The organism is Streptomyces virginiae (assembly GCF_040638905.1).
GTDB lineage: Bacteria > Actinomycetota > Actinomycetes > Streptomycetales > Streptomycetaceae > Streptomyces > Streptomyces virginiae_B.
Map to the genome: position 1 here is coordinate 403,543 of NZ_JBEZYV010000003.1, position 13,988 is coordinate 417,530.

The 13,988-nt window shown below is 73.3% G+C and carries 10 protein-coding genes; 2 read left to right on the plus strand and 8 right to left on the minus strand.

The window, feature by feature from the left end:
- Window positions 1-1,760: 1,760 nt before the first annotated feature.
- A complete protein-coding gene (locus tag AB0F82_RS07730; RefSeq protein WP_362624878.1) occupies window positions 1,761-2,813 on the plus strand; it encodes a C40 family peptidase in 1,053 nt (350 codons plus the stop codon).
- On the opposite strand, the gene AB0F82_RS07735 is transcribed toward AB0F82_RS07730, so the two are convergent.
- From AB0F82_RS07735 to AB0F82_RS07755, 5 genes are read right to left on the minus strand one after another with little or no spacing between them, the layout of a single operon-like run.
- A complete protein-coding gene (locus AB0F82_RS07735; protein ID WP_362624880.1) occupies window positions 2,765-4,024 on the minus strand; it encodes a styrene monooxygenase/indole monooxygenase family protein in 1,260 nt (419 codons plus the stop codon). The two genes, AB0F82_RS07730 and AB0F82_RS07735, sit on opposite strands and share 49 nt — an antisense overlap.
- A 3-nt stretch (window positions 4,025-4,027) precedes the next feature.
- Window positions 4,028-4,657, minus strand: coding sequence for a GTP-binding protein (locus tag AB0F82_RS07740; protein WP_356815236.1), 630 nt, complete (start codon window positions 4,655-4,657; stop codon window positions 4,028-4,030).
- Window positions 4,638-5,027 (minus strand): DUF742 domain-containing protein, encoded by a 390-nt coding sequence (locus AB0F82_RS07745; protein ID WP_356815237.1) that lies wholly within the window; start codon window positions 5,025-5,027, stop codon window positions 4,638-4,640. The genes AB0F82_RS07740 and AB0F82_RS07745 overlap by 20 nt, the downstream gene beginning before the upstream one ends.
- Window positions 5,024-5,512: a roadblock/LC7 domain-containing protein gene (locus AB0F82_RS07750; protein ID WP_362624883.1), complete on the minus strand. Its 489-nt coding sequence runs from the start codon at window positions 5,510-5,512 to the stop codon at window positions 5,024-5,026. The genes AB0F82_RS07745 and AB0F82_RS07750 overlap by 4 nt, the downstream gene beginning before the upstream one ends.
- Window positions 5,509-8,565 carry a sensor histidine kinase gene (locus AB0F82_RS07755; RefSeq protein WP_362624885.1) on the minus strand — a complete coding sequence of 1,019 codons (3,057 nt, stop codon included), beginning with the start codon at window positions 8,563-8,565 and terminating at the stop codon, window positions 5,509-5,511. Before AB0F82_RS07755 ends, AB0F82_RS07750 begins: the two co-directional genes overlap by 4 nt.
- Before the next feature lie 399 nt (window positions 8,566-8,964).
- On the opposite strand from AB0F82_RS07755, the gene AB0F82_RS07760 reads away from it, so the two are divergent.
- Window positions 8,965-9,738, plus strand: coding sequence for a hypothetical protein (locus AB0F82_RS07760; protein WP_356815240.1), 774 nt, complete (start codon window positions 8,965-8,967; stop codon window positions 9,736-9,738).
- 28 nt (window positions 9,739-9,766) lie between these two features.
- Here the strand turns inward: AB0F82_RS07760 and AB0F82_RS07765 are convergent, their stop codons facing one another.
- The 3 genes from AB0F82_RS07765 to AB0F82_RS07775 form a co-directional block, all read right to left on the minus strand.
- Complete coding sequence (locus tag AB0F82_RS07765; RefSeq protein WP_356815241.1) at window positions 9,767-10,207, minus strand: MarR family winged helix-turn-helix transcriptional regulator; 441 nt, start codon at window positions 10,205-10,207, stop codon at window positions 9,767-9,769.
- Window positions 10,208-10,347: 140 nt separating this feature from the next.
- On the minus strand, window positions 10,348-12,744 hold the full coding sequence (gene lon / locus AB0F82_RS07770) for an endopeptidase La (protein WP_362624888.1): 2,397 nt from the start codon (window positions 12,742-12,744) through the stop codon (window positions 10,348-10,350).
- 258 nt (window positions 12,745-13,002) lie between these two features.
- Window positions 13,003-13,761 carry a DUF4097 family beta strand repeat-containing protein gene (locus AB0F82_RS07775; protein WP_362624890.1) on the minus strand — a complete coding sequence of 253 codons (759 nt, stop codon included), beginning with the start codon at window positions 13,759-13,761 and terminating at the stop codon, window positions 13,003-13,005.
- Between the last annotated feature and the right edge of the window lie 227 nt (window positions 13,762-13,988).

Consider the following 13,988-nt stretch of genomic DNA (forward strand, 5'->3'; position numbering starts at 1 on the left):
GCGGGGGCTTCGGGGGCGGGGGCCGACCCCGGCGAGGCCCGCCCGCAGGGCGCGGCGGCGAACGGAGGAATCCAGTCGGGCGGGCCCGGAATGCGTGGGGGCGGCTTCGGGAGGCCGGAAGCCACTCGGGCGGTATCAGGGATGTGCTGGGGGTTTCCCGTCAGTCCCATCGTCTCTCCGTGTCGGGCCGGTCCCTCAAGGGCGCTCGTTCCTCGCGTCGCTTCGCGATGTCGCTGCGCTCCACCCTTGACCGACCGTCCCGCCACGGAAATCCGAAAGACTGCCGGGAAGCCCCCAGAGGAACGGGCCGGGACCAGTTTTCAGGGACGGGGCGTCGGATGCGTCCGGGCGGAGCCCGGTGCGCGTCCAATCGCTACGCGCTCCTGCCGGACGGCGTCCGCGAGCCCTTTGGGCTGGGCATAAGCCGCCCCAAATCGCTACGCGCTCCTGCGAGATGGCGCCTGCGAGCCCCGTGGGTTGGGCATAAGCCGCCCCAAATCGCTACGCGCTTCTACCGGACGGCGTCAGCGAGCCTCTCGGGCTGGTCATAAGCCGCCACTAATCGCTACGCGCTCCTGCGAGACGGCGCCTGCGAGCCCTTTAGGCTGGGCGTAGGCCGCCATCAATCGCAACGCGCTTCTCGATCTGGCGTCTGCGATCCGTCTGGGGCTGGTCGCGGGCCGCAGAAACCTTCTCCGACTCTTCACGGACGGCGTCCGGCCCCTGTGTGGGGTGGAAAAGCGTCAGATGACGGCTGGAGCGATGCCAATCCAGGTCTGGGTGAGTACGCGCCTCAAAGAGCCGTCAATTCGCACCAATTGCCCCTGTCTGTGACGTCGGGTGGGATCTCATGGCGGTCTTGATGGGGGTTGGGTTCGGCTGAGCCGATGGATCGCCCTTCCGCCCCTCGATATCGCCCCCATCAGCCCCATATGAGGGCCGGACGCGGTCGTCGGGAGCGCGTAGCGATCGATGGCGGCCTATGCCCAGCCACAGGGGCTCGCAGACGCCGTCTCGCAGGAGCGCGTAGCGACTTGGGGCGGCTTATGACCAGCCCAAGCGGCTCGCTGACGCCGTCTCGCAGGAGCGCGTAGCGATTGGACGCGCACCGGGCTCTGCCCGCGCATCGCTGGCCGCCCCGTCTCTTGCTCGATCCCCCGGCCCGTTCCTTTGGGGGTTTCCCGGCTGTCCTCGTATTTCCGGGGCGGGACGGTCGGTCAAGGGTGGAGCGCAGCGACATCACGAAGTGACGCGAGGAACGAGCGCCCTTGACGGGCCGGCCCGACACGGAGAGACGATGGGACTGACGGGAAACCCCCAGAACATCCCTGACACCGACCGAGCGGCTCCCGCCCCCACGAAGCCTCCCCTCGCCCTTCCGGCTCCGCCCCGCACGGACCCCGCCCCCCACACCGCCGCCGCGCCCTTCCGACCCCCGCCCAAGTGGATCCCACACCGCCGCCGCGCCCTTCCGACCCCCGCCCAAGTGGATCCCCACACCGCCGCCGCGCCCTTCCGACCCCGCCCGAGTGGATCCCCACGCCCCCCGCCTCCGCCCCCACCCCCCAACCGGGTGGCCCCCCGCGACCGGCCGACCCCGTGGGGCGATTTGTCATACCGGGCGTGGCAGCATCGGTGGTCTCGGAGGTGATTGCATGTCATATCGGGGGCTTCGCGCTGCCTTTGTCGCCGTAGCGCTCCTCGTCGCCGGACCCGTCCAGGATGCCGGCGCCGAACCCGGTCTGCCCGAAGGGGAGAACGTGGGTGCGCTGCTCACCCGCCTGCAGGGTCTGTACCAGAAGGCCGAGGAGGCCTCCGAGGCGTACAAGTCCACGGAGGACGCCCTGGAGGCGGGCCGACAGGAGGAGCGGCTGCGTACCGCCGCGCTCGGTAGGGCCCGTACGGCGCTCGACTCCGAGCGCGTCCTCGCCGGGCGGCTCGCCCGCGAGCAGTACCAGGGCAGCCGGGGCCTGTCCCCCTACGCCCGGATGCTGCTGGCCGGGAACCCGCAGGCGGCCCTGGAGCAGCGTCGGCTCGCCGCCCGCGAGGGCGCCCGCCGGGCGGCGGCGCTGGGCCGCCTCGCAAAGGGCGAGAAGGAGGCCGACGCACTCGCCGTACGGGCCCGCAAGGCCCTGGACACCCGGCAGACGCTGGCCGAGCGGCAGAAGGCGCAGAGGGAGGAGGTCGCGTCGCAGCTCAAGCAGGTCGAGCGGCTGCTGGCCTCGCTGACCCCCGAGCAGCTCGCCCGGCTCGGGGCGCATGAGGAGGAGCAGACCGCGGCGGCGCAGCGGGACCTGGTGACCTCCGGGGCCCTGCCCACCCGCACGGGCACCCCCACGGCCGCCGGCGGCGCGGCGCTGCGGTACGCGGCGGCCCAGATCGGGAAGCCGTACGTCTGGGGCGCCGAGGGGCCCGGGTCCTTCGACTGCTCCGGTCTCACCTCGCAGGCCTGGGCGCATGCGGGCCGGACCATCCCGCGGACCAGTCAGGAGCAGTGGGCGCGGCTTCCGAAGGTGCCGCTGGACCAGCTGCGGCCGGGGGACCTGGTGGTGTACTTCCCCAAGGCCACGCACGTGGGCCTGTACGTCGGTGACGGCAAGGTGATCCAGGCGCCACGGCCCGGGTCCGTCGTGAAGGTCTCCCCGGTCGCCGCGAACCCGCTGCTGGGGGCGGTGCGGCCGGACCCGGACGGGAGACCGCTCGCGGACTTCGCCCCGCCGCCGCTGCCCGAGGGATCGGGGACCGCGGCGGGGGACGATGCCGGCTACTCCTCCGAGGAGGCTCCCGCGGCCGCGGCCACCTCGGCCAGGTAGTCGGCCGTGTCCTCGGGGTCGTAGAAGTACGCGTCGAAGTCGGCCGGGTTGTCGAAGCCATTGGCGAATCGATTCGCCACCGGCTGGAGCTGCCCGGCCGCGCCGATCAGGTTGAGCACGTGCTCCGGTGGCACGCCCAGCATCGCGTTCGTCCACTGGGTCACGGGCTTGCCCGTGGTGAACCAGTACTTGTCGAAGGTCGCCTTCATCCACGCCTCGTCGAACGGGTTGTCCCCGTGCATGAGGATCGAGGAGAGGTACGAGGCCGCACACTTGGCCGCGGAGTTCGAGCCCTGGCCCGTGATCGGGTCGTTGGCGACGACCACGTCGGCCACGCCGAGGACGAGCCCGCCGCCGGGAAGGCGTCCGATCGGGTTGCGGACGACCGGCGCGTACCGGCCGGCGAGGGTGCCGCCCGCGTCCGTCAGCTCCACCTTCGTCGCCCGGGCGTACTCCCACGGCGTGTACTTCTCCATCAGCCCCAGCGTGAGCGCGAGGTGCTCCGCCGGGTCGTTGACGCCGTTGAAGACGTCCAGCGGGCCGCCGGGCAGGCCCTCCCAGAAGAGGATGTCCGCCCGGCCCGAGGTCGTCAGGGTCGGCATGACGAACAGCTCGCCGACGCCGGGGACGAGGTTGCAGCGGACCGCTTCCGTCTCCGGGTGCTCGGGGCGCGGACCGAGCCCGTGCACGTACGACACGGCCAGGGCGCGCTGGGGGGTGTCGTACGGGGAACGGGCCGCGTCCCGCCCGAACATCGACACCAGCTCGCCCTTGCCGGCGGCCACCAGCACCAGGTCGTAGGTGCGGGAGAAGTAGTCGAGGTCGGCGACGGACGCGCCGTGGATGACGAGCTGCCCGCCGCGCTGCGTGAAGGTGTCCAGCCAGCCGGCCATCTTCACGCGCTGGTCCACGGACTGCGCGTGGCCCTTGAGCCGGCCGAGCCAGTCGATGGGGCGGCTGCCGTCGGGGGCGGCGACCGAGACCCCGAGGCCCTCGATCTTCGGCGCCTGCTGCTCCCAGAAGTTGATCTGGAGGTCGCGCTCGTGCTGGAGGGCGGTGTCGAACATGCACTGCGTGGACATGACCCGTCCGGTGCGGATCTCGTCCGCGGTCCGGTTGGACATGAGGGTGACCTCGTACCCCTTGGCCTGGAGTCCGAGGGCGAGCTGGAGACCGGACTGGCCGGCTCCGACGACAAGTATCCTGCGCATCTCTCAAGTCCTCTGTTCGGGAGTGCTGTCGAGGGCGTGGCCCACCAGCGCCAGTAGGGATTCGATCACCGTCCGGCGCTCTCGCGCGTCCATGATCACCACGGGTATGTGCGGCGGGACGCTGAGGGCCTCGCGCACGTCCTCGGGCTCGTACGACTGCGAGCCCTCGAAGTGGTTGACGGCGACGGCGTACGGCAGCCCGGAGCTCTCGAAGTAGTCGAGGGCGGGGAAGCAGTCGCGCAGGCGGCGGGTGTCGGCCATGACGAGTCCGCCGATGGCTCCGCGCACCAGGTCGTCCCACATGAACCAGAAGCGTTCCTGGCCCGGGGTCCCGTACACGTAGAGGACGAGGTCGTCGTCGAGGGTGACGCGGCCGAAGTCCATGGCGACGGTGGTGGTGTGCTTGTCCGGGGTGCCGGACAGGTCGTCGGTCGGGACGCTGGCCTGGGTCATCACCGCCTCGGTGCGCAGCGGGGTGATCTCGGAGACGGAGGAGACGAAGGTGGTCTTGCCGACGCCGAAGCCGCCCGCGACCAGCACCTTGACGGCGACGGGCGCGCGGGAGCGGTCGTACTGCCAGGGCTGTGCCGGTTCGTCGTCGACCACGGGCTTGTCAGAGACGGCGAAGGCCACCGAGCACCCTTTCCAGCAGCGCGCGTTCGGGTCGGCCGGTGCCGTGTCCCGTCGCGTAGACACGGATCCTGCCCTGGTCGGCGAGGTCGCTGACGAGGACGCGGACCACACCGAGCGGGAGCTTCAGCAGCGCGGCGATCTCGGCGATCGTGCGCATGCGGCGGCACACCTCGACGATGGCGGGCATCTCGGGCATGCGGTCGGGCTTCTGCGGCTCGGACGCCTTGGTGTCCAGGGCGGCGACGAAGGTCTCGACGTGCAGGACCTGGGTGAACCGTGTCCGTCCGCCCGTCAGGGAGTACGGGCGGACGCGGGCGGGTCGGCGGTCGGCTCCGCGTATCGGGAGTCGGTCGGCGGCCGGTCTCCTCACGGGGTGTTCTCCATCGACTGGCGCAGCTCGCTGCGGACTTCGGGGGTCAGGACGTGGCCGGCGCGGCCGACGAACAGGGCCATGTGGTAGGCGACGACGCTCATGTCGCAGTCGGGCGTGGCGTGCACGCCCAGCAGTGAGCCGTCGCTGATGGCCATGACGAAGACGGAGCCGTTTTCCATCGCCACCATGGTCTGCTTGACGGCGCCGAACTCCATGAGGGCGGCCGCGCCGGTGGTGAGGCTGCCGAGGCCGGAGACGATGGTGGCGAGGTCGGCGGACGCCCCCCGTGGGCCCTTGGGCCGCGGCGTCGCCTGGGGTTCGCCCGGGCCGCCCGCTCCGGGGTCGGAGGACAGGAGCAGCAGCCCGTCCGAGGAGACGACGGCGACGGAGTTGACGCCGGGCACCTCCTCGACCAGGTCGGTCAGCAGCCACTGCAGGTTGCGGGCCTGGGTGCTCAGTCCGTACGTACTGGGCGCGGTCATGTGCGTGCCTCCTGTGCGCTGTCCCCCTGGTCGGTTTTGCTCTGTCCCTGCCCCCGGTCCGGCTCCCGGTCCTGCGCGAGCTCGGCGGCGACGACGCGGCGGCCGTCCTGGGCTCCCTGGTAGAAGCCCCCGAGCCGGCGCCGCAGCTCTTCGGCGTCGACCCGGCGCGGCGGCTGGGGTCGTACGTCCTCCGTGCGCGGGGCGGCGACGGTGCGCGGGGTGCGCTTCGGCAGGCCCTTGTCGGTGACGGGGCCGCCGCCGTCGGACGGGTCGGCGGGGTGGCTGCCCTGGCGGGGGAGCCAGTCGGCCTCGGCGGGGGCGTGTGCGTGGTCCCCTGCGGGGGGCTCGGCAGTGAAGGCCTGCTCCGCGGGCGGGGTGTCGGCGGCCGGGGCCGCGGTGAACGCCTGGTCGGCCGGATCCCCTGCGGGGGGCTCGGCTGTGAAGACCTGCTCCGCCGGAGGGGCGTCCGCGGCCGGGGACGCCGTGGAGACCTCGTCCGCGGGCGGGGCGTCCGCGGTCGGAGACGCCGTGAAGACCTGCTCCGCGGGCGGGGCGTCCGTGGCCGGGGACGCCGTGCAGACATGGTCCGCGGGTGGGGTGTCGGAGGCCGCCGCGGTGAACGCCTGGTCGGCCGGATCCCCTGCGGGGGGCTCGGCTGTGAAGGCCTGCTCCGCGGGCGGGGCGTCCGCGGCCGGGGACGCCGTGAAGACCTGGTCGGCGGGCGGAGTGTCCGTGGCATGGGTCGCCTGGAAGACCTCGTCAGCCGGAGGGGCGTGCGTGGTGGTGGACGGGTCGCCGGCCGCGGGGTCGGCGGGGGGTGTCAGGGCCTCGGCCAGGGTGACCGGCGTGACCGGCTCGGCCGGGACGGCCACCGGTTCGGCGGCGTCGGCGACCGGGACCGCGGCCTCGGCCTCGGCCTCGGGGGCGGCGTGGGCGCCGCGCGGGCGGGCGTGGAGCGTGTTCTCGTTCGCCTCCGCTATCACGCCGGGCAGGTGCAGCGAGGGCGCGCCCGGTGCGGCCAGGGTGTGGACGGGCGAGGCCGACGGGGTGGCGGGCAGCAGCGTGGCGGGGATGACGACCAGGGCCTCGGTCCCCCCGTGCCGCGCGCCGCGAAGCTCCGCGGTGACCCCGTGCCGTGCCGCGAGCCTCCCGGCCACGTACAGGCCGAGGCCCAGGCCGTGCTCCTCCTCGGGCTCCTCGTCGTACGCCTCGGGCGTGGCCAGCCGGGCGTTGAGCGCTTCGAGGCGGTCGTCGGTGACGCCGATGCCCTCGTCGATGACGGAGAGCACCACGTCGCCGGAGTCCAGGGTCCAGCCCGACACCTTCACCTTGACGTCCGGCGGCGAGAACGTCGTCGCGTTCTCCAGCAGTTCGGCCAGCACGTGGGAGATGTCGTCGGCGGCGTGTCCGGCGACCTGCGTGTACGAGGGCAGCGCCGCGAGGTCGACGCGCTCGTAGCGCTCGATCTCGCTGACGGCGGCCCGCATCACGTCGACCAGCGCCACCGGGAGCCCCTGCCCGGTGCCGTGCTCCTGCCCGGCGAGGACCAGCAGGTTCTCGTTGTGGCGGCGCATCACCGTCGCCAGGTGGTCGAGCTTGAAGAGGGTGGCGAGCCGGTCCGGGTCCTGTTCCTTGGACTCCAGCTCCTCGATGACGGCGAGCTGGCGTTCCACCAGGCCCAGGGTGCGCAGCGACAGCGAGACGGAGGTCGTCGACATGATGCGGCGATGCTCCTCCAGCCCCGCCCGCAGCTTCGTCAGTTCCTCTTCGAGCACCTCGCGGCCGGAGGCGAGCGCCTCGTTGCGGCCGATGATGCGGCGCCGGTCCGCGTCGAGCCCGGCGATCCGGGTGTGGAGGGAGACCGTCTGGTCGCGTACGGCGTTCAGGTGCCGGACGACCTCGGCGAACTCGTCGTTGCGGCCGGTGAACCGCACCGGCTCCACGGAGCCCTCGGGCGTGGCGAGCCGCTCCGCGCCGCGCCGCAGGACCGACAGCGGGCGGGTGAGCGAGCGCGCGACGGCGGTGGAGAAGCCGACGGCGCCGATGAAGAGCAGGCCCAGGAGGGCGACCAGGATCTCCAGCCGGGTCACGTCGTCGTCGCGCAGGGATGCGAGGGCGGAGGCGCGCTGGCCGGCGAGGGTGGCCTCGACGGTGCGCATCCGGTCGATGCGGGCGGTGAGCGCGGCGCCGACGGCGGCGCCGTCGGTCTTGCGGTCGGGGACGGTCAGGGTGGGCCGGTCGGTGAGCCGCTTGAGGTAGTCGTCGGCCGCCTTGACCTCGGGGCCGGTGACGGTGGCGGCGAGGGTCTGGCGCACGTCGGGCCGGGCGACGCGCGCGAAGTCGTCGAGGGCGGCCTGCTCCCGTACCCGGGTGCGCTGGGCGGCGGTGGTGAGCTCGTCGACGGAGACCGAGCCGGGGGGCTGCTCGCCGCGGGGGACGGCCAGCGCCCCGAGCAGCAGTCCGCGGGTGGCGGAGGCCTGTTCCACGGCCTGGCCCAGGGGGGCCAGCGGGCGGGTGGCGGCGAGGGCGGACTCGGCGCGCGGCGGGGTCAGCTCGGCGAGCCGGGTGCCCGGGGCGAGGAGTTCCGTGATGACGCCGGTGTAGGCCTGGTGGGCGGCGAGGGCGGTGCCCTTGCCGTCGATGGCTTCGGTGCGGACGGCCGCGACGCGGGCGAGGGCCATGGCGAGGGGTTCGTCGACCTCGGTCGCGGCCTCGGCGATCTGCCGGTCGGTGCGCAGGACGCGGTCCTGGAGGCCGGCCTTGGCCGCGCCGGGGCGGCCCTTGGCGGCGTATTCGACCACGGCGTCGCGCTCGTCGGCGAGGACGTGCGTGAGGGTGAGGATCTGGCCGGTCTGCTCCGCGAGAGTGACCAGCCGCTGGGAGTCGTTCAGCTCCCTCGCGGCCGTGACGACGGCGGGGGTGCCGGCCGCGAGGACGGTGAGCCCTGCGACGGCGACGCCGACGACCAGCCGGCTGCGCACGCGGACGCGGCGTCCTGCGGGGGCCGGGCCTTCGGCGGCGGTGCCGTTCTTCCGAGACCGCTTCTTCTGCACCGGTGCTCGCAATCCTGTACGTGTGCTTTTGCTCGTCTACTCGTGTGGCCGAGGTAACGGCCGGTCAACAAGTAAACGCCCCCTGCCCCCTCGTACCGCCTCAGACCTTTGCAGCGTGTTGGGGAGAGAGCCGCACATCGCCCACCCGGCCACTCGAACGAGTGAACATCACGGATGAGTTGGCGACCAACTCGGGCACCCGGCCCCAGAGCGGCTCCGTGGACAGCTGGTTGAAAGATCGATGCGGCCTTTGGCAGTATGCCCCGCCCACATCGCCGGTCCCGCGCCGGGGCCTTGCCGGGCCGGGGCCCGGAGGCTGCGCGCGCAGGCCGCCCGCCACTCCCCCCTCTGGTCCGTACCTACCCGGGTCCGCAGGCCCACGCCGGACAGAATGTCCGTATGCGCATCGACCTCGCCACGGCCCCCGGCAGTCAGGAACGCCCCAATGAGGACTGGGTGTCGGCGTCGGCGCCCGCTTCGGGAGGCGGGGTCCTGGTGGTCCTGGACGGAGTCACCCCGCCCGCGGACGGGGACGGGTGCGTGCACGGCGTGCCGTGGTTCGCGGCCCGGCTCGGCGGCCGATTGACCGAACTGTCCGGATCGCGACGGGACATGCCGCTGGACCGGATCCTGGCCGAAGCCGTCCGCGCCACGGCCGAGGTCCACCGCGGCACGTGTGACCTTTCTCACGCACGCACCCCGCAGGCGACGGTCGTCGTGGTCCGCTGGGACGCGGAGTACGTGGAACACCTCGTGCTGTCGGACTCCGTACTGCTCCTCCAGGCGCCCGGGGGCGAGGTGACGGCGGTGCTCGACGACCGGCTGGACCGGGTGCCGCGGGAGGTGCTGCGCTCGGTGGCCGCGACGGACGCCCTGCGCAACGCCGAGGGCGGCTTCTTCACGGCGGCCGCGGACGCGTCGGTGGCGGCCCGGGCGGTCACGGGGCGCACGCCGCGCTCCCGGGTGCGGTCGGTGGCCGCGCTCACGGACGGGGCGAGCCGGTGGACGGACACGTTCGGGGAGGGCGACTGGGCCGAGTGCATGACGGTGCTGCGGAAGGAGGGCGCGCAGGGGCTGATCGGCCGGGTCCGCACCATCGAGTCCGACCCGGCGCGCCCGTCGGCCCGGTACAAGCGGCACGACGACGCGTCGGCGGTCTACGCGGAGCTCTGAGGCGCCCTCGCCCGGCGCCGGGGTCGCCCTATTCGGCGCCGGCGTTCAACTGATGCAGCAGGCGGGCAAGTTCGGCCACCTCTCCGCGGTCCCACCCGGCGAGCTTGCGCATGTACTGCTCGCGCCGTGCGCCCCGTACCCGCAGGAACCGCTCGCGTCCCTCCTGGGTGAGCCCGACGAGGAAGGCCCGCCCGTCGGCGGGGTCCTGCTCGCGGGCCACCAGGCCCAGGACCTCCAGGGCCCGCAGCTGCCGGCTCATGGTGGCCTTGCCGACCCCGAAGTAGGCGGCGAGGTCGGTGGCCCGCTGCCGGCCGGCCGCCTCCAGGCGTACGAGGAGCCCGTACGCGGCGGGCTCCAGCTCGGGGTGGAGCTCGCGGGCCATCTCCCCGGAGGAGGCGCGTGCCCGCCGGAGGAAGACGGACAGCTCCCGCTCCAGGGCAAGGAACTCCTGGTCTTCACTCCCGTGCACGTCCCGCTCCTTGTTCGATGTGTGGCACCCCGGTGGGTGGGGGCCCCAGTATTTCGCAGCGGGTGTGCGGACGGCCCGGGGCCCCGCCGGAGCGGGGACCCGGGCCGTCCGGAAGCCGGAGCGGGCCCTTCGGCCAGGGGTCAGGCGGCGGCCGTGACCGGCACCTGCGCCCCGTCCAGGGCGAGCTCCAGGACCTGGCGCACATCGGTCACCGGGTGCACCTCCAGCCCCTCCAGCACCTCGGCCGGGACGTCGTCCAGGTCGGCCTCGTTGCGCTTGGGGATGATGACGGTGGTCAGGCCCGCCCGGTGGGCGGCGAGCAGCTTCTGCTTGACCCCGCCGATCGGCAGGACCCGCCCGGTCAGTGACACCTCGCCGGTCATGGCCACGTCCGTGCGCACCTGCCGCCCGGAGAGCAGCGAGGCGAGGGCGGTGGTCATGGTGATGCCCGCGCTGGGGCCGTCCTTGGGCACCGCGCCGGCCGGGAAGTGGATGTGCACGCCCCGGTCCTTGAGGTCGGCGACCGGGAGTTCCAGTTCGGCGCCGTGCGAGCGCAGGAAGCTCAGGGCGATCTGCGCCGACTCCTTCATCACGTCGCCGAGCTGGCCGGTGAGGGTCAGTCCGGCGGCGCCCGTCTCGGGGTCGGCCAGCGAGGCCTCCACGAACAGCACGTCGCCTCCCGCGCCGGTCACCGCGAGGCCCGTGGCCACGCCGGGGACGGCGGTGCGCCGCTCGGCCGGGTCCTGGGCGGATTCCGGCACGTGGTGCGGGCGTCCGATCAGGGCCCGCAGGCCGTCGGCCCCGATGCGGTAGGGCAGTTCCCGCTCGCCCAGCTCGTGCTGGGCGGCGACCTTGCGCAGCAGGCGTGCGACGGCCCGCTCCAGGGTGCGTACGCCCGCCTCGCGGGTGTACTCCCCGGCCAGCTTGCGCAGGGCGTCCTCCTCCAGGACCACCTCGTCGGCGGCGAGCCCAGCGCGCTCCAGCTGGCGGGGCAGCAGGTGGTCGCGGGCGATGACCACCTTCTCGTCCTCGGTGTATCCGTCGAGGCGGACGAGCTCCATGCGGTCGGCGAGTGCCTCGGGGATGGCCTCCAGGACGTTGGCGGTGGCCAGGAAGACGATGTCGCTCAGGTCCAGTTCGACCTCCAGATAGTGGTCCCGGAAGGTGTGGTTCTGGGCGGGGTCGAGGACCTCCAGGAGGGCGGCCGCGGGGTCGCCGCGGAAGTCGGAGCCGACCTTGTCGATCTCGTCGAGGAGCACCACGGGGTTCATCGACCCGGCTTCCTTGATGGCCCGGACGATGCGGCCCGGCAGGGCGCCGACGTAGGTCCGCCGGTGGCCGCGCACCTCGGCCTCGTCCCGGACGCCGCCGAGGGCGACCCGGACGAACTTGCGCCCCATGGCGTGGGCCACGCTTTCGCCCAGCGAGGTCTTTCCGACACCGGGCGGGCCGACGAGAGCGAGGACGGCGCCCCCTCGGCGGCCCCCGATGACACCCATGCCGCGCTCGCTGCGGCGCTTGCGCACCGCCAGGTATTCGGTGATGCGGTCCTTCACGTCGCTGAGGCCCGCGTGTTCGGCGTCCAGTACCGCCCGGGCGCCCTGGATGTCGTACCGGTCCTCGGTGCGCTCGTTCCACGGCAGTTCGAGGACGGTGTCGAGCCAGGTGCGGATCCATGAGCCCTCGGGGCTCTGGTCGCTGGACCGCTCCAGCTTGTCGACCTCCTTGAGCGCGGCCTCCCGGACCTTCTCGGGGAGGTCGGCGGCCTCGACGCGGGCGCGGTAGTCGTCGGACTCCTCGCCGTCCTTCTCGCCGTTCAGCTCGCGCAGTTCCTTGCGCACGGCCTCCAGCTGGCGGCGCAGCAGGAACTCGCGCTGCTGCTTGTCGACGCCGTCCTGGACGTCCTTGGCGATGGACTCGGCGACGTCCTGTTCGGCGAGGTGGTCGCTGAGCGCCTTGACGGCGAGCTTGAGGCGGGCGACCGGGTCGGCCGTCTCCAGGAGTTCGACCTTCTGCTCGACCGTCAGGAACGGCGAGTATCCGGAGTTGTCGGCGAGGGCGGAGACCCCCTCGATCTGCTGGACGCGGTCCACGACCTGCCAGGCCCCGCGCTTCTTGAGCCAGCTGGTGGCGAGCGCCTTGTACTCCTTGACGAGTTCGGCGACGGCGCCCGGCAGCGGATCGGGGACGGTCTCGTCCACGGTCTCTCCCTCGACCCAGAGCGCCGCTCCGGGCCCGGTGGTGCCGGCGCCGATGCGGACGCGCCCGAGGCCGCGGATGAGCGCGCCGGGGTCGCCGCCGGAGAGCCGGCCGACCTGCTCGACGGTTCCGAGCACACCGGTCGCGGCGTACTTCCCGTCGATCCGCGGCACGAGCAGCACCCGGGGCTTCCCGCTGCCCGCCGCGGCCTGGGCGGCCTCGACGGCCCCGCGCACCTCGGCGTCGGACAGGTCCAGCGGAACGACCATTCCGGGCAGCACGACCTCGTCGTCGAGCGGCAGCACGGGCAGGGTGAGCGTTAGGGACGTCGAAGCCATGATCTTCCCTCCGGCAGTGAAGTTGAGCTATGCCGACTCAATGCATGTGCGCCTGCCGATGTTCCCCAACCCCCGTTCGCCCGGGGCGAACGCACTTCGGGACAGCCGGATTCGTCCTTCCGCACAGGGCGTTCACCCGATGGGTGACGAGGCTCCCGGCCTCGACGGGAAGGAGGGCGTCGCCGTCGGCCTCACGGACGCGCAGGGCGCCAGGACGCGTGCAAGGGTCGGCGGCGCCCACCGGGGCCGTTCAGCCGTTCAGCCGTTCAGGGGGGAGATGCGGACGTCGCCCGAGGTGGTTCTCGCCGAGAGGCGGGAGGGGGCCGAGGCGTCGTCGGGGAGGGTGACGTCGCGGGCACCGGAGGTGGTGGAGACCGCGAGCCGGTAGGGGGCCGCGGGCACCTTCAGGCCGACGTCGCCGGAGGTGGTCTCGGCGAGCACCGAGGAGGGGGCCTTCGCGAAGTGGAGGCGGACGTCGCCCGAGTCGGAGCGCACCGACGTGGCGGGGCCGGCCAGCCCGGTGGCGGTGATCTCTCCGGAGGTCGTACGGATCTTCAGCGGGCCGGCGATGTCCTCGGCCCGGACGTCGCCGGAGTCGGCCTCCACCTCGGCGGCGGCCACGCCCGTCACGGTGATGTCGCCGCTGTCGCTCTCCAGCGTGACCTTCGCGGAGGCGGGGACCTCCAGGCGGTAGTCGATGTAGCAGCTTGCGGAGCAGCCGTTGGTGAAGGTGAGCACGCCCCCGCTGACCTGCTGGCCCGGCGTGGGGGCGGTGTCGCCGCGGTAGTGGACGGTGCGGCGGACCGTGACGCCGGGACCGGCCCCGGGGGTGATCTCGATCGACCCGGCCCGGGTGCCGGTCACCTCGACGGCGGAGACCGCCTCGGTGACCGTGGTGTCGGCGCTCGCCGTCCTGCGCGGCCCGTCGACGAAGGAGCATCCGGCGAGGACGAGGCCGGCCGCGAGGGCAACGGCCGCGGCGCGGGCGGCCCGGGGGGCCGTGGTGTGGGACGTCATGCACCGATCCTCCGGCGCCGGCGCCGCGCGGCCGATGGGGCCGGCACCCGGATCCGGTGTCGGGTTGTCCCCCGGGCCCCCGGGCCCCCGGGCCCCCGGCGTGCGGCCGGCCTCGGCCGTTCGGGCGGAGCAGGGTCGTTTCCTCCTCATCCGTACGCGTGATGCGCGGATGCGGGCCACGCGTACGGGCAGAGGTGGCTGCGGCAGTGTTCTCCCTCGCAGAAAGA

Excerpts from the sequence above, each read along its gene's own strand:
- AB0F82_RS07735 (WP_362624880.1), bottom strand. The coding sequence starts at position 4,024 with ATGCGCAGGATACTTGTCGTCGGAGCCGGCCAGTCCGGTCTCCAGCTC.
- AB0F82_RS07750 (WP_362624883.1), bottom strand. The coding sequence starts at position 5,512 with ATGACCGCGCCCAGTACGTACGGACTGAGCACCCAGGCCCGCAACCTG.
- AB0F82_RS07760 (WP_356815240.1), top strand. The coding sequence starts at position 8,965 with ATGCGCATCGACCTCGCCACGGCCCCCGGCAGTCAGGAACGCCCCAAT.
- lon (WP_362624888.1), bottom strand. The coding sequence starts at position 12,744 with ATGGCTTCGACGTCCCTAACGCTCACCCTGCCCGTGCTGCCGCTCGAC.
- AB0F82_RS07775 (WP_362624890.1), bottom strand. The coding sequence starts at position 13,761 with ATGACGTCCCACACCACGGCCCCCCGGGCCGCCCGCGCCGCGGCCGTT.